Raw genomic sequence first — 20,070 nt, 5'->3', positions numbered from 1 at the left:
AAAAGTCAGTCCTTCAGTCTGTTTCTTGCCGCTAAGAGTACGTTTGGGCTGAATAAAAGAGAAATTGATTATATATTTATAACCTATCTGAATAAGTGGTATGTGTTCAGACATTGGCATAAAGCCGCATTGCGGCTAGGGTGAGGGAGGCGCGGCGAGCCGCCGTCAATTTTCCAACTGAACAGGAGCAGGCGATGGATATCGACGATCAACGCAGAGAGCAGATAGACCTGGAAGTGGGCCGCGCGGTGCGGCGTTTGATTGAAGAGAACAAAGCGGTCGATCGCGATCGCCTGGTGGCGATGCTGCAATTAATACAGCGGGACGAAACCGGCACGCCGCGCGAGGCGGTGCTGGCCGCCGCGGCGCAGCTGGTCGCTTTGGGCAAGTAACGCCGATCGGGCCGTAAACAGGATGGCCTGATCGGGTCGCCCACATCATGCGGACATCATATTTTGGTTCTCTGACGGAACCTTCTTTCAATACCGGGACAGCTATGCATATCACATTGCGTCAACTGGAAGTCTTCACTGAAGTGCTGAAAAGCGGTTCGACCACTCAGGCCTCGGTGGTGCTGGCGCTGTCGCAGTCGGCGGTCAGCGCGGCACTGGCGGATCTGGAGGGGCAGCTGGGCGTGCAGCTGTTCGATCGCGTCGGCAAACGGCTGGTGATCAACGAACATGGCCGGTTGCTGTATCCCAAAGCGCTGGCGCTGTTGGAACAGGCGGGGGAGATCGAGCAGCTGTTTCGCCATGACGGCGGGGCGCTGCGCATCGCCGCCAGCAGCACCATCGGCAACTACATGCTGCCGGAGATGATCGCCCGTTACCGCCGGGATTTTCCGGCCGCGCCGCTGGAGCTGAATGTCGGCAACAGCCAGGACGTGATCGTGGCGGTGGCGGATTTTCGCGTCGATCTGGGATTGATCGAGGGGCCTTGCCATATGCCGGAGCTGGTGACGCAGCCGTGGCTGGAGGACGAACTGGTGGTGTTCGCCGCGCCGGATAACCCGCTGACCCGCGAGCCGCCGACGCTGGAGGCATTGGCCAATGCGCCCTGGATCCTGCGCGAGCGCGGTTCGGGCACTCGCGAGGTGCTGGATCATCTGCTGTTGGCGCATCTGCCACATTTCCAGCTGGTGATGGAGCTGGGCAACTCCGAGGCGATCAAGCACGCGGTGCGGCACGGTATCGGCATCAGCTGCCTGTCGCGGCGGGTGGTGGCCGAACAGCTTGCCAGCGGCGCGCTGGTGGAACTGCCGCTTCCGCTGCCGCCGCTGCGTCGCACCCTGTACCTGATTCGCCATCGGCAAAAGCACATCTCCAACGCGTTGCAGCGTTTTCTCAGCTATTGCGCGCTGTAATCGGCAGCGCGTCACGCCTTCTATCGCCGCGCAGGCCTGAAAAAGCATAAAAATCTGCGCGCGCTCACATTAATGAGAGTAAGTAAGGCCATAAGGGCCGCGGCTAATAATTGCCTCTGAATTATGAAGCTATCTTATATCAGTGCAATGTTGCTAGTTCACCGGCGGGTATTTGTTACAATCCGCCCTCATTTTTCGAAGAGCAGATAGATAGGGAACGAATGGCTCAGCAGGATATAAAAACATCGGGGCAGCAAGCACCCGGATTGCGCCGCGAGCTGAAAGCCCGGCATTTGACCATGATCGCCATCGGCGGCTCCATCGGCACCGGTCTGTTCGTCGCCTCGGGCGCCACGGTTTCTCAGGCAGGCCCCGGCGGGGCGCTGTTGTCCTACGCTCTGATCGGTTTGATGGTGTATTTCCTGATGACCAGCCTGGGCGAACTGGCGGCCTTTATGCCGGTCTCCGGTTCATTCTCTACCTACGGCGCCAAATACGTGGAAGAAGGCTTCGGCTTCGCGCTGGGCTGGAACTACTGGTACAACTGGGCGGTGACCATCGCGGTTGACCTGGTGGCCTCGCAGTTGGTGATGAGTTACTGGTTCCCGGACACGCCGGGTTGGATCTGGAGCGCACTGTTCCTCGGCCTGATGTTCCTGCTGAACTACATTTCGGTGAAAGGGTTCGGCGAGGCGGAATACTGGTTCGCGCTGATCAAGGTCAGCACCGTGATTATCTTCATCGCCGTCGGCGTGCTGATGATCGTCGGCATTCTGAAGGGCGGCGAACACGCCGGCTGGCAGAACTGGACGATAGGAGACGCGCCGTTCGCCGGCGGCTTCTCGGCGATGATCGGCGTGGCGATGATCGTCGGCTTCTCGTTCCAGGGCACCGAACTTATCGGCATCGCGGCCGGCGAGTCGGAAAACCCGGGCAAAAACATCCCGCGCGCGGTGCGTCAGGTGTTCTGGCGTATCCTGCTGTTCTACATCTTCGCCATTCTGATCATCAGCCTGATCATTCCGTACACCGATCCGAGCCTGCTGCGCAATGACGTGAAAGACATCAGCGTCAGCCCGTTCACCCTGGTGTTCCAGCATGCCGGCCTGCTGTCGGCGGCGGCGGTGATGAACGCGGTGATCCTGACGGCGGTGCTGTCCGCCGGTAACTCGGGCATGTACGCGTCTACCCGCATGCTGTTCACTCTGGCCTCGGAAGGCAAGGCGCCGCGCATCTTCGCCAAGCTGTCGAAAGGCGGCGTGCCGCGCAACGCGCTGTATGCGACCTGCGTGGTGGCCGGCTTGTGCTTCCTGACGTCGATGTTTGGCAACCAGTCGGTTTATCTGTGGCTGCTGAATACTTCGGGCATGACCGGCTTCATCGCCTGGTTGGGCATCGCCATCAGCCACTACCGCTTCCGTCGCGGTTACATGCTGCAGGGGCGCGATCTGAACGACTTGCCGTACCGTTCCGGGTTCTTCCCGCTGGGGCCGATCTTCGCCTTCGTGCTGTGCCTGATCATCACCCTGGGCCAGAACTATCAGGCCTTCCTGCAAGACAAGATCGACTGGTACGGCGTGACCGCGACCTACATCGGCATCCCGCTGTTCCTGCTGATCTGGTTCGGCTACAAGCTGTCGCGCGGCACCCGTGTGGTGAAGTACAGCGAAATGGAATTCCCGAAGATGGACGTGAAGTAATTTTCGGTGAGTGATACGCGGCGGGGGCTCCCGCCGCGTTTTATGTTACTTTTTCCCGCCTTTGGCTTCCGCCAGCGCCTGCTGCGCCGAGCTCATCAAACTGTCCACCGTCGCGTAATCCTGCGTCAACGCCAGAATGCCGGCGCTAAGCTGCATGTTCACCTCGCCGAACGCGCCAAAATCGTAGGGCGCCTCCAGCGGCGGCACAATGCGCGCCAGGAACTCGCTTTCCGCCCCGTAGGGCAGATCGTGCACCAGAATCAAAAACAGACCGCCGGTATAGCGGCAGACGTAGTCGCTGGGGCGGATCAGCGTCTTGAGGCGTTCGCCGACGGTGCGCAGTACGTCGTCGCCGATCTGGACGCCGTGGCTTTGGTAGAGCGCCGCCAGCGGGCCGAATTCAAGAATGAACAGGTGGGAGATCGGCTGCGTCGAACCGGGGCGGCAGATGCTGCGCATCACCGCTTCGCCGCCCGAGCGGTTGAGGAAGCCGGTCAGGCGATCGCGGTGTGACGCCAGCTGCTTTTCCCACGCCAGCGTGACGCGCTGCACCAATTGGCGGTGATAGCGAGCGATCATGCCATGGGCCAGCACCAGCCACAGCGGGGCGAGATCCGCCAGGATAAACAGGTTTTGCACCCGTGACAGCGGGGCCGCCAGCAGATAGGGCAGCGTCAGTACGATCACTTCAAGCAGCGCGAAGCGCGGGGCGGCGGCGTGACGCTGCATCAGCCAGCAGGCCAGGGCGGTGATCGTCAGACCGGCGAACAGGATCAGCACGAAGCGGCCCGACAGCATCGCCAGGGCGGCGCTGGCGCCGACCAGCAGCACCCACAGCAGCACCGTCACCAGCATGGCGTTCGGCCAGGCAGGCTGACGTCGGTGCGCCAGCCAGGCGCGCCCGGCGGTCAACAGCAGCAACAGCAGCAGCAAGCCGATGCCGATCGGCCGCTGGCTCAGCCAGGCGTACCCCACCAGCAGCGCGGCCGGCCCCGCGGCATTCAGCCAGGGGGTGAGAGGAGAGGGCGTCAACGTGAGCCGCAGCTGGCGTTGAAACGGCTCGTCATCGGCGTGCAGCGGGCTGTATAACAGCCAGTTCAGCAGCGCAGGACGTTTGGGCGTTACCGCCGGAGATGGACTTCTCATTACTGCCTCGTCAATAAGGCCGCTCTTGCGGCAGCCTGAAGTTTTTTGCACGCGCGGTGCCGTGGTTCTGGATTCTATGTGGTTTTTTCGTGTTTTGTCAGAGTCTGGTCGGATCAGGAATAATTTTCAGAATAATTAACCTAATGGCGGTGAAGAGAGGAAACGCGAGGGGCTGAAAAATGGCGAGTAAAAACAAATTATTACATTTCGACAACGCCGTTTTCACCTATTGATATGATTGATAAGTATTATCGTTTGTTTTATTGTTAACGGCTGCGCGCGGGCGGTCTGCGCGCACTTTCCGGTTCACGGCGGCCGCTTTCGCGCCGCTGTCATCATGGTTGCAACAGGTATCTTAACTAATGAGCGTATCCACCGATCCCATGACTGAAGCCAAGGGGCAACCCGACGCCGGCGTGATGGGGCGTTATCAGCATATTCTTCGCCATCGCCTGTTGATGATGGGCGTGTTGGCACTGGCGATCCTGGGCTCGCTGCTGCTGGATTTCACCATGGGGCCGTCCGGCCTGTCGCTGGCATCCTTATGGCAAACGCTGCTTGACCCCGCCGCGGCCGACGCCGGTACGCGGGTGATCGTCTGGGATATCCGCTTGCCGTATGCGCTGATGGCGGTGGTGGTGGGCTTTGCGCTCGGCCTGGCCGGGGCGGAAATGCAGACCATCCTGAATAACCCGCTGGCCAGTCCCTTTACTCTCGGCGTGTCTTCCGCCGCGGCCTTTGGCGCCGCGCTGGCGATCGTGCTCGGCATCGGCATTCCGGGGATTCCCGATCAGTGGTTCATCTCCGCCAACGCCTTTATCTTTGCGCTGTTCGCCGCGCTGATGCTCGACGGCATCACGCGCTGGACGCGGGTCGCCACCTCCGGCGTGGTGCTGTTCGGCATCGCGCTGGTATTTACCTTCAACGCGCTGGTTTCGATGATGCAGTTCATCGCCAGCGAGGACACGCTGCAGGGGCTGGTGTTCTGGACCATGGGCAGCCTGGCGCGCGCTTCATGGGATAAGCTGGGCATTCTGTTCGGCGTGTTCGCCGTGCTGCTGCCGCTGTCGATGATGAGCTCGTGGAAACTGACGGCGCTGCGCCTGGGTGAAGACCGGGCGGTGAGCTTCGGCATCGACGTGCGTCGCCTGCGGCTGACCACGCTGCTGCGCATCAGCATTCTCTCGGCGCTGGCGGTGGCTTTCGTCGGGCCAATCGGCTTTATCGGCCTGGTGGCGCCGCATATCGCCCGCATGATCTTTGGCGAAGATCATCGCTTCTATCTGCCGGCCAGCGCGCTGATCGGCGCTCTGGTGCTGTCGATGGCCTCGGTGGCGTCGAAAAACCTGGTGCCTGGGGTGATCATTCCGGTGGGTATCGTGACGTCGCTGGTCGGGGTGCCGTTCTTCCTGAGCATTATTCTGCGCCACCGGGGGAACGTATGAATCAGGGCTTGCGGATAGAAAACTTCTCGGCGGGCTACCCGAAACGCCAGGTGATTGACGATCTCTCGGTGCCGATGCTGCCGCGTGGGCAAATCACCGTGCTGCTGGGGCCGAACGGCAGCGGCAAATCGACGCTGCTGCGTTCGCTGGCCGGGCTGAACCCGGCGCAGGGCAAGCTGTGGCTGGACGACGGCGATCTGATGCAGATGCCGTTCGCCCGTCGGGCGGAGAAGGTGGTGTACCTGCCGCAGTCGCTGCCCGCCGGGGTGCATCTGCACGTGCTGGAGTCGATCATCGTGGCGCAGCGCGCCTCGGGCGGCCGCAGCAACGCCGGCAGCGAAGCGGAAGTGATGGCTTTGCTGGAACAGCTGGGCATCGCCCACCTGGCGCTGAGCTATCTCGATCAGCTGTCCGGCGGCCAGAAACAGCTGGTGGGGTTGGCGCAGTCGCTGATCCGCCAGCCTTCTCTGCTGTTGCTGGATGAGCCGCTGAGCGCGCTCGATCTCAACTATCAGTTCCACGTGATGGATTTGGTACGCCGCGAAACCCGCAAGCGCAACATCGTGACGGTGGTGGTGGTGCATGACATCAATATCGCACTGCGTCACGGCGACCACGTGCTGATGCTGCAGGATGGCGATCTGATCGCCGACGGCGCGCCGGATCAGGTGATTACGCCGCAGAGCCTGGCACGGGTCTACGGCGTGCGCGGGCGTATCGAACGCTGCTCGCAGGGCACGCCGCAGGTGCTGATAGACGGCTTGGTAAATCAGCCGACGATTTAATCCAGAAAAAAGCCCGGCATCGCCGGGCTTTCTTTATCGTGCAGTGTGATTGAGCGCCTCGCTCACGCGTTCAACAACGTGCTGGGCGGTGACGATGCCGCCGGACAGATAGACCTCGGCCGCCGGCAGGTAAACCACCTGGCCTTTTTTCACCGCCGTGGTTTTCTTTAGCGCGGTGCCGGTAAGGATCTTCTGCGGCGCCACCGCGTTCGGCCGCCCGGTCGCGGCGTCTCTGTCGATAACGAACAGCCAGTCCGGATTCAGTTTGGCCACCTGCTCAGGCGTCAGTTTGTTGCCGCGCACGTCTTTCTCGTCGGACTGCAACGCAGACGAGAAGCCGAGGGCGTCATAGACGAAGCTGAAACGGCTCTTGGGGGCGTAAGCACTGATCTTGCCGCCGGAGAACAGCACCACCAGTCCGCGCCCGGCCTGGGCGGCCTGCGGTTTGACCGCGGCGATCTGCGCATCCAGCTTATCGACCGCCGCCTGCGCCTGCTGCTGCTTATCGAACAGCTCACCCAGCTGCAGCGTGCGCTGTTTCAGGCTGCCCAACTGATCCTGCGGATCGACGGACATGTTCAACGTCGGCGCCAGCGCGTTCAGCTCGTCATAGGCCTTGGACGCCCGGCCGGCGATCAGGATCAGATCCGGTTTGGCGGCGCGCAGCACGGCCATATCCGGCTCGAACAGGGTACCGGCATTGAGGTATTTGTCGTCCTGATAGCGCTTCAGGTTATCCGGCAAGTTCTTGCGGTTGCCGGGCAGCGCCAGCGGCTCGACGCCCAGCAGCTGCAGCGTTTCCAGCGAGGCGTAATCCAGCACCACGATGCGCTGTGGGTGTTTTTTCACCTCGGTGCTGCCGTTCAGGTGCTGGACATTGACGGTGGCCGGGGCCGCCGGCGCGTCGGTTTTGCTGTGGCAACCCGCCAGCGCCATCGTGGCCAGCAGGGCGATCATCAGGGGGGAGCGGCGTAATTTCATGGGGCTTCCTCACGGTGATGGAATGAAAAGGGCGCGCAGCGCGCGCCCGGGGGCATCAGAAGTTGTAGGTCATGCCGACGGTATAGCGGCGGCCGTCCAGCGTAGTGCGGAAGTGATCGTAATCCACGGTTTTGTCGAGGATGTTGTAAACCCCGCCGGTCAGCTGCAGGTTTTTCGCCGCCTGGTAGCTCAGGCCCGCATCGACGAAGGTGTAGGACGGCGTGCTGGTCGCCATCGAGGTGCGGCTCAGATACTGTGAGGTTTTGCTGCGGAAGTTAACGCGCGACCACAGGCTGAGGTCCTGCGTGGCACGCCAGTCCAGCACGGTATTCAGCATGTGCTTCGGCATCTGGTTGAGTGCCTTGCCCTGGAACTCGCCGCTCTTCTGCTCGGAAGAGGTGTAGGTGTAGTTGGTGTTCCACTTCCAGTCTTTGTTGATCTGCCAGCCGAAGGTGGCTTCTATGCCGCGCATATTGGCTTTGTCGACGTTAACGCGATCGCTGATAAAGTCATAGACATCGTTACCGATCTTACAGTCCGGCGTGTCTTCGCAGCGGCGCACTTCGGTGATTTTGTCTTTAAAGTCGGTGTTGAAGACCGTCACGCCGGCGTTGATGCCTTTCAGGCTATCCCACATCAGGCCGATCTCTTCGCTCAGGCTCTTCTCTGGCTGCAGATCCGGGTTGCCGACGATGATGCCTTTACGCACGCCGCCGCCGGTGACCTGCCCCCAGTTAGGGGAGGATTGGCGCAGATCCGGCGATTTGTAACCGGCGGAGACGCCGCCTTTCAGCGTCCACTGTTCGGTCAGGTGCCAGACGCCGTACATGCGTGGCGTCCAGTGGCTGCCGAAGTTTTCGTCCTGATCCATGCGGATGCCGGTCGTCAGGCTGAAGTCGTTGGTCAGCGCCCATTCGTCTTCAGCGAACAATGCCCAGCTCCAGCGTGTCAGCTTGCTGAGGCCTTGAGCCGATTCAAGCTGGTTACCGCCATCGCCCAGTTTCTCGTAACGATACTGTCCGCCAAGGTTCAACATATGGGAACCCAGTTCGAACTGGTTCTGGGTGTTGAAGATGGTGTTGTAGGCCTTCATGTTACGGCCCGGATTACCGGTTTCTTCGCGTTGAATGTAGCTGGTGGAGTTGCCGAAATCGTAATAGCCGTTGTGGGTCAGCGCGTAGTTGGTGCGCGTATACAGGTTTTCGCTGACTTCGGTTGGGGTGCATTTGCCTTTGCTGCAGCGTTCCGCCACCACCGATTTGCCCGGCGTGCTGTTGCGGTCCTGCAGCGAGCGGCCGATTTCGAAGTCGAATTCGTTTTTCTCGTCCGGCGTCAGGGTGAACACCGCGGTGCCGCTGCGCATGCGCTGTTCGTTGTAACCGTTGACGATTTTATCTTCCGCGCGGCGCGACAGCAGGCCGTTGACCCGCAGGCCCAGCAGGCCTTCAACCAGCGGGCCGGAGGCGTAGGCGTTGGTCTGGAACAGATCGCCGGAATCGCGGTTTTCCTGAAGGGTGGCGTCACCGTGCAGCGAGCCTTTCCACTCGGTACGGGAGGTTTTTCGGGTGATGACGTTGATCACCCCGCCCATGGCGTCGGAACCGTACAGTGAAGACATCGGCCCGCGCACCACTTCGATGCGCTCGATGGCTTCCAGCGGCGGCAGCCAGCCCTGTTCGATGCCGGCGTTGTCGCTGTTCGGCCGGGTGCTGCGGGTGTCGACGCGCTTGCCGTCCACCAGGATCAGCGTGTACTTGGAAGACATGCCGCGAATGCTGATGTCGCTGCTGCTGGCGCCGCCGGTGACTACTACGCCCGGCACGTCTTTCAGCGCGTCGGTCACGTCGCGATAGGCCTTATCTTCGATCTGCTGGCGCGGGATCACCGAGATGGAGGCGGCGGAGTCCTGAATTTTTTGCTGGAAGCCGGAGGCGGTGACGACCATGGTGTCTTGGGTATCGTCCTGCGGCGCGGCCAGTGCGGCGGTGGCGCTGAGTGAGGCGATCACCAGAGCGGCGAGCTTGCTGTAACGTGGCGTTTCCATGAGGTAAACCTTTCCTGGATTGAAGTGAAAGTAATTAACCAATTGAATTTCTAATGAAATAATTCATCGTTCGCTGAGAAATCCGTCGCTTCGTCAGCGTTGCGTGAGGCCATTGTAAGGATTTTTTACTGAATGTAAACGCTAATGATAATTCATATCATTTGTATGCTTGTTATTCTGACGGGAAAGAGTAACCGGATGAATTAAAGGGAAAAGCGGCGCAGCGGACGTGCGCCGGAGAGGATCAGCGTTTCTGGATATAGGTGATGGCCAGCGCCAGCGCCAACACCAGGCCTTTGATAATGTCCATGGCGTAGTAGGGCACCGAGAGCATCACCAGGCCGTTTTGCAGCACGCCGAGGATCACCGCGCCGATCAGGGTGCCGAGCGCATTGGGTTTGCCGGAGCCGGCCAGCGAGAAGCCGATGTAGGCCGCCGCCACCGCATCCATCAGATAGCCGCCGCCGGCGTTGACCTGCGAAGAACCAATACGTGACGCCAACAGGATGCCGCCAAGCGCCGCCAGCCAAGAAGAAATGACGTAAGCGGCCACCCTGTAACGTACGGTGCGAATGCCCGACAGGCGCGCGGCCTCGGGATTGCCACCGATGGCGTACATGCGGCGGCCGTGCTTGGTCAGCGACAGGAACAGCTGCACCGCCACGGTGACCGCCAGCATGATCAGCACGATCACCGGCACCTGACCGAGGGCGGAAAACATCTCCGGGATCAGGCCTTCCGCCATGTTGCCGTTCGGCAGCACCATGTTTTGGGTGATGGAGCCGCCGTAGCTGTAGGTCATCGCCACGCCCTGGATCACGAACAGGCTGGCCAGCGTCGCCAGCATATCGGGAATTCTGAACACCACGATCAGCAGGGCGTTGAACAGGCCGACCAGCGTGCACAGCAACAGCGTCACCACAATGGCGCCGGTGGTGCCGAACCCGTGCCAGACGAACAGCGAAATCACCAGCGCGTTGGCCAACGAGGCGGTCGAACCGACCGACAGATCGAAACCGCCGACCGACAGCGAAATAGAGACGCCGATGGCGATCACCGTCACGATGGCGATCGAACGCAGGATATTGATGATGTTGTTGGCGTCGAGAAAGTTGTCCGACGCCAGGCCAAACAGGGCGATCAGCGCCGCGACGGTCAGCAGCATGCCCCATTTGTAGAGGAAATCGAACAGCTGTTGACGCCAGGGCAGCGCTGGCCGCAGGGCAAATTCTTTACTCACGCAGGGGTTCCTCCGGTGGAATAGAGCAATAAGGTTTCTTCGTCGATGTCGGCGGCGTGCAGCTCCGCCACGATGCGGCCGTCCCACAGCACGCAGATGCGATCGCACAGGCCAACCAGTTCGGCAAACTCGCCGGAGGCGTAAATCACGCCTTTGCCGGCGCGCGCCAGGCCGTCGATCAGGCTGAACAGTTCCCGCTTGGCCTTGATGTCTACGCCCTTGGTCGGCTCATCGAAGATCAGCACCTCGGCGTCGCCGCGTAGCCATTTGCCGATCGCCACTTTTTGTTGATTGCCGCCGGACAGGCGCGCCAGCCGCTGTTGCGGGCCGGAGGCGCGAATGTTCAGGCGCTGCATGATCTCGCGCGCCCAGCGCAGTTCCTGTCGCCGGCTGAACAGGCTCCAGCGCGAGAAGCTGTCGTCGGCGCTGACGCTCAGGTTCATCGGGATCGCCTCATCGATAAAAATGCCTTCTTTGCGGCGCTCTTCCGGCACCAGCGCCAATCCCTGTTCGACCGACAGATGCGGCGCGCGCGGCGCCCAGGGTTGCCCGCGCAGTTCGCCGCGCTCGAGCTGCACGGCGCTGGCGCCGAACAGCGCTTTGCACAGCTCGGTTTTGCCCGCTCCGGCCAGCCCGGCGATGCCGAGGATCTCGCCTTCATGCAGCCGCAGCGAAACGTCGCGCAGCTTGTGGCGATCGCGTAAGCCTTGCACCTGCAGCAGCGTTCGCTCAGGGTGCGGCGGGCGCGGCGGCGGGAAAATGTCGTCCAGCCGATGGCCGAGCATCTTTTCGACGATCTGTTCGCCGCTCAGCCCGCGCATGGCGTCTTCGCTGACGCGGCGGCCGTCGCGCAGCACCGTCAGCCGATCGCAAATGTCGCTCAGTTCGTGGATGCGGTGGGAAATAAATACGATGCCGATGCCTTCGGATTGCAGGCGGCGCACCACGTTAAACAGGCGCTCGCTCTCGGCGCGATCGAGCGGCGCGGTCGGCTCGTCGAGCACCAGAAAACGGCAGCGGTGCGACAGCGCGCGCGCCAGCAGCACCTGCTGTTTTTCCGCCAGCGTGCAGTCCGCCAGGCGTTTGCGCGGGTTGAGCGGCAGCGCCCATTGCTGCAACAGCTGCGCGGCGCGGCGGTGCAGCTCCGCCCAGTTCAGCCAATGCCCCGGCTCGTTCAGCCAGTCCAGCATGATGTTCTCCGCCACCGACAGCGTGGGGATCAGCGCGACGTCGACCTCTTGCTGCACCACGTGAATGCCGTGGCGGCGCGCCTGCAACGGGGAGTGGATCGCCACCGCCTGGCCGTCGATCAGGATTTCGCCGCGATAATGATCGTGGGCGCCGGAGAGGATTGCCATCAGCGTCGACTTGCCTGCGCCGTTGGCGCCGACCAGCGCATGGATTGAGCCGCCCTGCAGCGTGAAGTCCACGTCTTGCAGCGCGTTGAAGCCGGCGAAGGTGATCGAGATATTACACATCTCGAGGCGTGAAGGCGTTGCGGTTGACATAGGGTATTAAGGCCGTTTAGATGTTTAGATGGCTGTTTTGTTCTGTTGTAACACAGATTGCGCCGTTGGCAACCAACAAAATGGCATAACGGAGATGAAAAAAGCGTTGGCGGGCTGGGGCGCAACCCGCGTCAGGCTGCGCCGGTGCGAGAAGCGGTCAGAAGGTGGTGGGGGTGTGTGCGCTGACGATGCGGCAGATGCGCGCCGACGTATTGCTGAAGCTGTGCGGGATGCCGGTGTTGATGGCGTAACTCTGGCCGGCGCTCAGGCAGTAGCTCTGGCCGTTGATGGTCAGCACGATTTCGCCTTCCAGCAGGGTGCCGATCTCTTCTCCCTGATGCTTGATCTTTTCGCCGGTGGTGGTGCCGGGCTGGTAGGTTTCCAGCATCATCGCCAGGTTGCGCGTCGGGCTGCCGTTATGCACCAGTTTCATCGACACCCCCTGGCTGCCGATCTCAATCAGATCCTCGGCGTCGATCACCACGCGCGGCTCGTCGGCGGCTTCCGGTTCGGCAAAGAATTCCGACAGCGACAGACCATACACCTTCAGCAGCTTTTGCAGCGTGCTGATGGCCGGGCTGACCTTGTCCTGTTCGATGGTGCTGATCGCACTGTGGGTTAACCCGGACAGTTCGGCGACCCGGCGCTGCGACAAACCCAATTGCTGACGGATCTGCGACAGGCGCTTGCCCGGTGCCAAGCTGGCTTCGCTCATAGCGGTACTTCCTTCTGGTAGGGGCGACAGGCAGAAATGAATATCGGTATCGGGCGCCTGTCTGGGCGATAACGATGCTGCATGATATCGGTAGTTAGGGCGAGTTTGGAAAATATATTGCCCATGCTCACCTTCAGCGCGGCGGACAAAATAGTTGACGTGAAAATGGCGGCAAGGCCTTTTCGGTCAATATTTTATCAATTTAGCAGCCGGCGGCGAATAATCAAACAGGATTGTAACATTTGCAAACCAATTCTGTTAAGGCTATGTTTCATATTGTGGATGTTATTTTGAGCGCCCAGCAGCGGCGCGGCCTGGCGAGAAATCCTATCATGTGTTGAATCGAACGGCGGACGGGCGCCAGCGCGCCTTCAGAGCATAATGGCGGGTGACGTATGCAAACCAATAGCGCAGCAGTTGAACATTTTGCACAGCATCATGAAGAGAGGCGAAGTAGCGCGTTCCAAAATGAGGTCGCTCATTATTTGGAACGCCATCCCGCCACGCAGTATGTCGATATCCTTCTCACCGATCTTAATGGTTCCTTCCGCGGCAAACGCATACCCGTCTCAGGGTTGAAAAAACTGGAAAAAGGCAGCTACTTCCCCGCGTCGGTGTTCGCTATGGACATCCTCGGCAACGTGGTGGAGGAGACCGGTCTTGGGCAGGAGCTCGGCGAACCGGACCGCGTGTGCCTGCCGGTGCCGGGCTCGCTGACCCCCTCGGCCGCCGATCCTGAGCACATCGGCCAGGTGCTGCTGACCATGCTGGACGAAGATGGCACTCCCTTTGACGTTGAACCCCGCAATGTGCTGAATCGCGTGTGGCAGGCGCTGCGACAGCGCGGCTTGTTCCCGGTGGCAGCGGTAGAGCTGGAGTTTTATCTCATCGATCGGCAGCGGGACGCGGAAGGCGATCTGCAGCCGCCGTGCGCGCCCGGCACCCAGGAGCGCAACACCCAAAGCCAGGTGTATTCCGTCGATAACCTCAACCATTTCGCCGAGGTGCTGAACGATATCGACGCGCTGGCGAAGCTGCAGGGGCTGCCGGCGGACGGCGCGGTGGCGGAGGCCTCACCGGGGCAGTTTGAGGTCAACCTGCGCCATACCGACGATATCTTGCTGGCCTGCGACCATGCGCTGGCGCTGAAACGGCTGGTGCGGCTGGTGGCCGAGAATCACGGCATGCACGCCACCTTTATGGCCAAACCCTATGAGGATTACGCCGGCAGCGGCATGCATGTGCATGTCAGCATGCAGGACGGCGCCGGCAATAACCTGTTCGCCGACGCCGAAGGCGAGGATTCGCCGCTGTTGGAGCAGACGCTGGCCGGGATGATCACCCTGATGCCGGCGTCGATGGCGCTGCTGGCGCCGAACGTCAACGCCTACCGGCGCTTCCAGCCGGGGATGTATGTGCCTATCCAGGCTTCCTGGGGCCACAACAACCGTACCGTGGCGCTGCGCATTCCCTGCGGGGAGGCGGAGAACCGCCGGGTGGAGTATCGCGTGGCGGGCGCCGACGCCAATCCGTATCTGGTAATGGCGGCGATCCTGGCCGGCATGCTGTATGGGCTGGACACCGCGTTACCGTTGCCTGCACCGGTAACCGGCAACGGGCTGGAGCAAGAGGGGCTGGCGCTGCCGATACGCCAGAGCGACGCGCTGTACGAGTTTGAACACCAGCGCGCGCTGACGCACTATCTCGGCGAGCGCTTCACCCACGTCTACCACGCCTGCAAGACCGACGAGCTGCTGCAGTTTGAACGGCGAGTGACGGAGACCGAGATCGACTGGATGTTGAAAAATGCCTGAATAGGCGTATAAAGTAAGAGGTATGTGCGGGCGACCAGCCTGCCGGTAGCGGATTAATTCGCCTGCCGGGCTGGTTTTCCGTTCGATCGACAAAAAGAATTTGTATTTGAGGGTTTCCGGATCTTGTCATCCGGAGGCATTCTGGTGCAAAATATCTCAAATGCAGATAGCCGACGTTTTGAAAGCGTCGGTTATTTTTTTTGCATTAAGTTTTACCAACGTAGCGTTTCATACACCAAGCGAGGCCGGACACCGATCCGGATAGATAAATAGTTTCGTGCACGATCAAACAAAACTTTATGGTCGTGACTCATGAGGATTAGAAAGATGGGGCAATTTTTCACTTTAGCACCGGTGCCCGCCGGTTTCCGCTGTGGCCGCAGCGACTATGGAGCAGCCGAGGTTACCTCGACCCGTTATCCAGCTTACAATCCCCTTCTTTTAGAATTAAGTCGCTCGTTGCGAAGTTTCCCCGCAACCTTAAGTCTTGGCGTGTCCGCCATCCGCAAGGCTCAAGGTAAGGGGGGGCTGACCAATGTCCGATAACACCATCAACGCCGCTCCGGCTCAGCGCACTCAGCTGCGTAAAACCCTGACTTTAGTTCCGGTAGTGATGATGGGCCTGGCTTATCTGCAGCCAATGACCATTTTCGATACCTTTGGCATCGTATCCGGCCTGACCGATGGTCACGTCGCGACCGCGTACGCCTTCGCTCTGCTGGCGATCCTGTTTACCGCCCTGAGCTACGGCAAACTGGTGAAGAAATTCCCTTCCGCCGGTTCTGCCTACACCTATGCCCAGAAAGCCATCAGCCCGCACGTCGGCTTTATGGTGGGCTGGTCATCGCTGCTGGACTACCTGTTCATGCCGATGATCAACATTTTGCTGGCCAAGATTTACCTGGAAGCGATCTTCCCGGGCGTTCCGTCCTGGATCTTCGTGGCGGTGCTGGTCGGGTTGATGACGATTTTCAACCTGCGCGGCATCAAGCTGGTGGCCAACCTGAACTCCATCATCGTGGTGGTGCAGGTGGCGATCATGATCGTGTTCCTCGGCCTGGTGATCAACGGCATCTACCACGGCGAAGGCGCCGGTACGCTGGTCAGCAGCCGTCCGTTCTGGTCCGATAACGCACACGTGGTGCCGATGATTACCGGCGCGACCATCCTGTGCTTCTCGTTCCTGGGCTTCGACGGCATCAGCTCGCTGTCCGAAGAGACCAAAGACGCGGAAAAAGTGATCCCGAAAGCCATCTTCCTGACGGCGCTGATCGGCGGCATCATCTTTATCGTGGTGTCTTACTTCGTGCAGCTGTACTTCCCGGACATCTCGCGCTTCAAGGATCCTGACGCGTCGCAGCCTGAAATCATGCTGTACGTGGCGGGCAAGTTCTTCCAGTCGGTGATCCTGGTGTTCTCCTGCGTGACGGTATTGGCGTCAGGCATGGCGGCGCACGCGGGCGTTTCGCGTCTGATGTACGTGATGGGCCGCGACGGCGTGTTCCCGACCCGCTTCTTCGGCTATGTGCATCCGAAGTGGCGTACCCCGGCGCTGAACGTGCTGCTGGTTGGCGCCATCGCGCTGTCCGCGGTGTCGTTTGACCTGGTGACCGCGACCGCGCTGATCAACTTCGGTGCGCTGGTGGCCTTCACCTTCGTCAACCTGTCGGTGATCTCGCAGTTCTATATTCGCGACAAGATGAACCGCACCGTGAAGGACACGTTCAACTACCTGATCCTGCCGGTGATGGGCGCACTGACCGTCGGCGCGCTGTGGATCAACCTGGAAGCCAGCTCGATGACGCTGGGCCTGGTTTGGGCGACCATCGGTCTGATCTACCTGGCCGTCGTTACCCGCAGCTTCCGTCTGCCGGTACCGCAAGCGAGCGAAGACGCCGCCTAAGCGCGAGCCGTTTCCTCAGCCACAAAAAAGGCCGCATTCGCGGCCTTTTTCTTTTCTGCTGCTGCGGGGTTACCCCACCAATTCTTTGCCGTAATCGAACAGCGCTTTCAGCAGGGCGGTTTTCTCTTTGTCGCCTTCGTGCAGGTTATACAGCGATTCCAACTGCAGCAGGTAACTTTGCACGCGCTCCGCGCTCAAGGCTTCCTGACGGTGCTGTAGCCAGCGGCGCTGCTCGGTGTCGTCCAGCGTATTCGGGTAGTTGCGCGCGCGGAAACGGAACAGCAGCTCTTTCATGCGGCCGTCGTTGAAGGCCAGATCCAGAGCCGGCAGGTTTTGCGGTTTGGTCTGCTGGATAATCTTCATCGCCGCCTTGTCGGCGTCGCTGAAGAAGCCGTCATACAACCGGGCGTCGACGTCGTCGGAGCCCTTGAACGGCTCGGCTTCGGCGAACAGCGCCACCACTTTCTCGCGCACTTCCGGGTGCTGTTTCAGCAGCTGCAGGTTTTGCAGGCAGGCCTGGCGATCGATACCCAGCCGCTCGGCGTTCTCCGGCAGCAGGGTTTTGGCCGGCGCCAGCACCGGGCATTTGTTGATGTGCACCAGCTTGATCGGCACCGGCGCCTGATCCGGCGCCAGGTCGTCGCGGCGGGTGTACAGCCTTTCCCGCAGTTGCTCGGCGCTCAGCGTCAGCAGCGGCGTCATATCGCCGGCGAGATCGCACATGATCACCGCGTTCTTGTTGTCCGGGTGCCAGGCCAGCGGCGACACCCAGCTGGTGTTGCCGCGCGCCGCGCCGAACATACCGGAGACATGCACCAGCGGCGTCATGTCGGCAACGTCGATCAGAGCGTTCAGCTTGTGCTTGTTGCGGTGCTGCAACAGGAAATCGAACAGCCGCGGCTGCGCCTGCTTGACCAGCTTGGCCATGGCGATGGTGGCGTAAACGTCCGACATCGCGTCGTGAGCCTGCGTGTGCTCGACGCCGTTGGCGCGCGTCAGGTGTTCTAGGCGGAAGCTGGGGAAGCCGTCTTCATTTTCTGGCCAGACGATGCCGTCCGGGCGCAGGGCATAGCAGGCGCGCATCACATCCAGCAGATCCCAGCGCGAGTTGCCGTTTTGCCAGCTGTAGGCATAGGGATCGTAGAAGTTGCGGTAGAAGATATTGCGGCTGACTTCGTCATCGAAGCGGATGTTGTTGTAACCGAGAATACAGGTGCCGGCCACGCTGAAGGCCTGATGAATTTGACGGGTGAACTCGGCCTCGTTAACGCCTTTGGCGCGCGCCACCTGCGGGGTGATGCCGGTGATCATCACCGCCTCGGGTTCCGGCAGGTAGTCGTCGGCCGGGGCGCAGTAGATGACCAGCGGCTCTTCGATAATGTTGAAATCCATATCGGTGCGCACGCCGGCGAACTGCGCCGGGCGGTCCAGCGACGGGCTCTTGCCGAAGGTTTCGTAATCGTGAATGTAAAATGTGGCCGTTGCCTTGCTGCTCAAAATCGCGTCTCTTCAGTGGCGGATACAATATGCTCCTATTGTAACGGCGTGGGGAGCGATGCCAAGCGGCGGTTAGCGAAATGCGCGCAATTACGCACGACGATAGTAATCCAGCCGTTGATGAAAGTAGGGGAGCAGGTGGTCGGGGATTTGTTGTTCGGTTTCCGCCTGGGTCGAAGCGATGCCGTAGCGTTCGTTGTAGATCACGCTGATGGCCAGCAAATCGGTTTCTATCTGTTCACGTTGCGCTTGCGGTAAGCTATCCAGCTTTCGAGCCATCGTTATCTCCCTGTTAACCTTAGGGCATAATAGGATCGTTAGCGCATATTGTCCCTACCCATTCCGGGGGGCGGTCAGCGCCTGGGCGTTGGGTTGCTGGCAAGGGGCCACGCTGTGGCGAGCGGCGAACTCGCTCTCCGGGTGGTGCGCGCCGAGCCGCTCAGTCCGGTTATACAGCGAACAGGCGCCGCCGATCACCGCCACCCAAAACAGGGTGCACAGCAGTAAAACCCCCAACCAGGCTTTTTGGTTATAGGTCATAAGTCCTCCACGGACGAGAAGAGAAATAACATTGACCGTTAAATTAAATCAGGGGCTGCATCAATGGTATTTAAACAGTAGGGATTAATCGCAATGGTTGCCCGACTCTTTTGTTACTAAATCCATGACGGATGTTTCAAAAGATTCCTTAAGATAATATTAAGAAGAGTGAGTCAGGGTGCCGTAATTCTATTTAATATTTGTTTAATTATCCGCAGATACAATCTTCCACATTCAATACCAATGTGGGTGACAATTATGAAAACGCTACTGTTGACCGGCGCTACCGGCTTTCTCGGTGGTGCAGTTCTCGAAAAATTATTGATTGAAAATCAGTCTATTAATTATCTTTTACTGGTGCGCGCCGAGGATGCGCAGCAAGGGCTGGCCCGTATTCGCGCGAATATGGAAAAGTTTAATATCGACGCGAACCTGCTTTCTAAAATCACGATAGAAAATATATTGTTGGGCGATCTTTCCGAGCCGGCCGAGTTTTTAACTGACGCACGCATTAACAATGTCACGCACGTTATTAACTGTGCTGCCGTTGCATCATTTGGTAATAACCCGCTCATTTGGAAGGTAAACGTGGAAGGCACCCTGGCCTTTGCCGAAAGAATGGCGCAGGTGCCGGGGTTAAAACGTTTCCTGCATGTCGGCACCGCCATGTCCTGTTCGCCGGAACCGGGTTCGCTGGTGGCGGAGAGCGGCGAGTTTGAGGAAGACGCCGAGCACCTGGTGGAATATACGCGTTCCAAATCCACCATCGAACAGCTGATGCGCCAACGCTGCCCGCAAATGCCGCTGACCATCGCGCGTCCGTCGATCGTGGTGGGGCACACTCGCCTGGGCTGTCAGCCTTCCAGCAGCATTTTCTGGGTATTCGGCATGGCGCTGATGCTGCGCAAGTTCATGTGCTCGCTGCAGGACAATATCGACGTGATCCCGGCGGACTACTGTGCGGATGCGCTGGTGATGCTGATGAACAGCGAAACGCTGGAGAACGATGTTTATCACATCTCCGCCGGCGTAGAGAGCAGCGTCAGCTTTGCCGAAATTGACAACGCCATGGCGGCGGCGCTGGAAAAAGCGCCGGTGGGCGATGAGTATGCGCAAGTAACCTACGACGCGCTGGTGAAAATGCGCCGGCAGTTGAAAGACATTTTCGGCCCGTGCAACGAGCGGCTGATGCTGAAGGCGATGCGCCTGTACGGATCGTTCGCCATGCTCAACGTGCGTTTCAGCAACGAGAAGATCCTCAAGCTGGGCATGCCGAAACCGCCGCGTTTCACCGACTACATCGCCGGTTGCGTGCAGTCGACCCGCGGGTTGTCTATCCAGCAGCAGATGGTGGTGGACTTCAAGTAACCGCCGGGCGCAACGGGCGCC

Annotated in this window: 17 protein-coding genes; 8 read left to right on the top strand and 9 right to left on the bottom strand. The window is 60.1% G+C overall.

Annotation, left to right across the window (positions count from 1 at the left end):
- Positions 1 to 194: 194 nt before the first annotated feature.
- The 3 genes from GKN89_RS05945 (at position 195) to GKN89_RS05935 (ending at position 3,063) form a co-directional block, all read left to right on the top strand.
- A complete protein-coding gene (locus GKN89_RS05945; protein WP_019453615.1) occupies positions 195 to 392 on the top strand; it encodes a hypothetical protein in 198 nt (65 codons plus the stop codon).
- A 104-nt stretch (positions 393 to 496) separates the two neighbouring features.
- On the top strand, positions 497 to 1,363 hold the full coding sequence (gene yieE / locus GKN89_RS05940; protein ID WP_063919734.1) for a DNA-binding transcriptional regulator YeiE: 867 nt from the start codon (positions 497 to 499) through the stop codon (positions 1,361 to 1,363).
- A 221-nt stretch (positions 1,364 to 1,584) separates the two neighbouring features.
- Entirely contained in the window at positions 1,585 to 3,063 is a 1,479-nt protein-coding gene (locus tag GKN89_RS05935) for an amino acid permease (protein WP_025160186.1), read from the top strand.
- Between the two features lie 45 nt (positions 3,064 to 3,108).
- Here GKN89_RS05935 and GKN89_RS05930 read toward each other — a convergent pair whose 3' ends face one another.
- A complete protein-coding gene (locus tag GKN89_RS05930) occupies positions 3,109 to 4,209 on the bottom strand; it encodes a GGDEF domain-containing protein (protein WP_154746530.1) in 1,101 nt (366 codons plus the stop codon).
- Between the two features lie 362 nt (positions 4,210 to 4,571).
- Between GKN89_RS05930 and GKN89_RS05925 the strand changes: the two genes are divergently transcribed.
- Complete coding sequence (locus GKN89_RS05925) at positions 4,572 to 5,654, top strand: iron ABC transporter permease (RefSeq protein ID WP_025160187.1); 1,083 nt, start codon at positions 4,572 to 4,574, stop codon at positions 5,652 to 5,654.
- Positions 5,651 to 6,439: an ABC transporter ATP-binding protein gene (locus GKN89_RS05920; protein ID WP_019453610.1), complete on the top strand. Its 789-nt coding sequence runs from the start codon at positions 5,651 to 5,653 to the stop codon at positions 6,437 to 6,439. Before GKN89_RS05925 ends, GKN89_RS05920 begins: the two co-directional genes overlap by 4 nt.
- Positions 6,440 to 6,472: 33 nt before the next feature.
- Here the strand turns inward: GKN89_RS05920 and GKN89_RS05915 are convergent, their stop codons facing one another.
- The 5 genes from GKN89_RS05915 to puuR all read right to left on the bottom strand — a co-directional run bounded on the left by GKN89_RS05915 (position 6,473) and on the right by puuR (position 12,927).
- Complete coding sequence (locus GKN89_RS05915) at positions 6,473 to 7,420, bottom strand: siderophore ABC transporter substrate-binding protein (protein ID WP_074055859.1); 948 nt, start codon at positions 7,418 to 7,420, stop codon at positions 6,473 to 6,475.
- 55 nt (positions 7,421 to 7,475) lie between these two features.
- Positions 7,476 to 9,464 carry a ligand-gated channel protein gene (locus tag GKN89_RS05910; protein ID WP_063919731.1) on the bottom strand — a complete coding sequence of 663 codons (1,989 nt, stop codon included), beginning with the start codon at positions 9,462 to 9,464 and terminating at the stop codon, positions 7,476 to 7,478.
- A gap of 244 nt (positions 9,465 to 9,708) precedes the next feature.
- Positions 9,709 to 10,704 carry an ABC transporter permease gene (locus GKN89_RS05905; protein ID WP_019453607.1) on the bottom strand — a complete coding sequence of 332 codons (996 nt, stop codon included), beginning with the start codon at positions 10,702 to 10,704 and terminating at the stop codon, positions 9,709 to 9,711.
- Entirely contained in the window at positions 10,701 to 12,212 is a 1,512-nt protein-coding gene (locus GKN89_RS05900; protein WP_063919729.1) for a sugar ABC transporter ATP-binding protein, read from the bottom strand. Before GKN89_RS05900 ends, GKN89_RS05905 begins: the two co-directional genes overlap by 4 nt.
- A gap of 157 nt (positions 12,213 to 12,369) precedes the next feature.
- Entirely contained in the window at positions 12,370 to 12,927 is a 558-nt protein-coding gene (gene puuR, locus GKN89_RS05895) for an HTH-type transcriptional regulator PuuR (protein WP_055317221.1), read from the bottom strand.
- 395 nt (positions 12,928 to 13,322) lie between these two features.
- Here puuR and GKN89_RS05890 point away from each other — a divergent pair, with 395 nt between their 5' ends.
- Both GKN89_RS05890 and GKN89_RS05885 read left to right on the top strand, forming a co-directional pair.
- Positions 13,323 to 14,741: a glutamine synthetase family protein gene (locus GKN89_RS05890; protein ID WP_154746529.1), complete on the top strand. Its 1,419-nt coding sequence runs from the start codon at positions 13,323 to 13,325 to the stop codon at positions 14,739 to 14,741.
- Between the two features lie 535 nt (positions 14,742 to 15,276).
- Positions 15,277 to 16,644 (top strand): APC family permease, encoded by a 1,368-nt coding sequence (locus GKN89_RS05885; protein ID WP_019453602.1) that lies wholly within the window; start codon positions 15,277 to 15,279, stop codon positions 16,642 to 16,644.
- 69 nt (positions 16,645 to 16,713) lie between these two features.
- Here GKN89_RS05885 and sbcB read toward each other — a convergent pair whose 3' ends face one another.
- From sbcB to GKN89_RS05870, 3 genes are all read right to left on the bottom strand, one after another.
- The gene (sbcB, locus tag GKN89_RS05880; RefSeq protein ID WP_063919726.1) at positions 16,714 to 18,141 is read right to left on the bottom strand and encodes an exodeoxyribonuclease I; all 1,428 of its coding nucleotides are present in this window, start codon (positions 18,139 to 18,141) and stop codon (positions 16,714 to 16,716) included.
- A gap of 90 nt (positions 18,142 to 18,231) precedes the next feature.
- Complete coding sequence (locus tag GKN89_RS05875; protein ID WP_019453600.1) at positions 18,232 to 18,420, bottom strand: DNA polymerase III subunit theta; 189 nt, start codon at positions 18,418 to 18,420, stop codon at positions 18,232 to 18,234.
- Positions 18,421 to 18,474: 54 nt separating this feature from the next.
- Positions 18,475 to 18,681 carry a hypothetical protein gene (locus GKN89_RS05870; protein WP_019453599.1) on the bottom strand — a complete coding sequence of 69 codons (207 nt, stop codon included), beginning with the start codon at positions 18,679 to 18,681 and terminating at the stop codon, positions 18,475 to 18,477.
- 258 nt (positions 18,682 to 18,939) lie between these two features.
- Between GKN89_RS05870 and GKN89_RS05865 the strand changes: the two genes are divergently transcribed.
- Positions 18,940 to 20,049 carry an SDR family oxidoreductase gene (locus GKN89_RS05865; RefSeq protein WP_025160190.1) on the top strand — a complete coding sequence of 370 codons (1,110 nt, stop codon included), beginning with the start codon at positions 18,940 to 18,942 and terminating at the stop codon, positions 20,047 to 20,049.
- The last annotated feature ends 21 nt before the right edge of the window (positions 20,050 to 20,070 follow it).

The sequence above is a fragment of the Serratia sp. YC16 genome (assembly GCF_009707615.1).
GTDB classification, from domain to species: domain Bacteria; phylum Pseudomonadota; class Gammaproteobacteria; order Enterobacterales; family Enterobacteriaceae; genus Serratia; species Serratia surfactantfaciens.
This window is presented reverse-complemented; position numbering and strand designations above follow the sequence as displayed.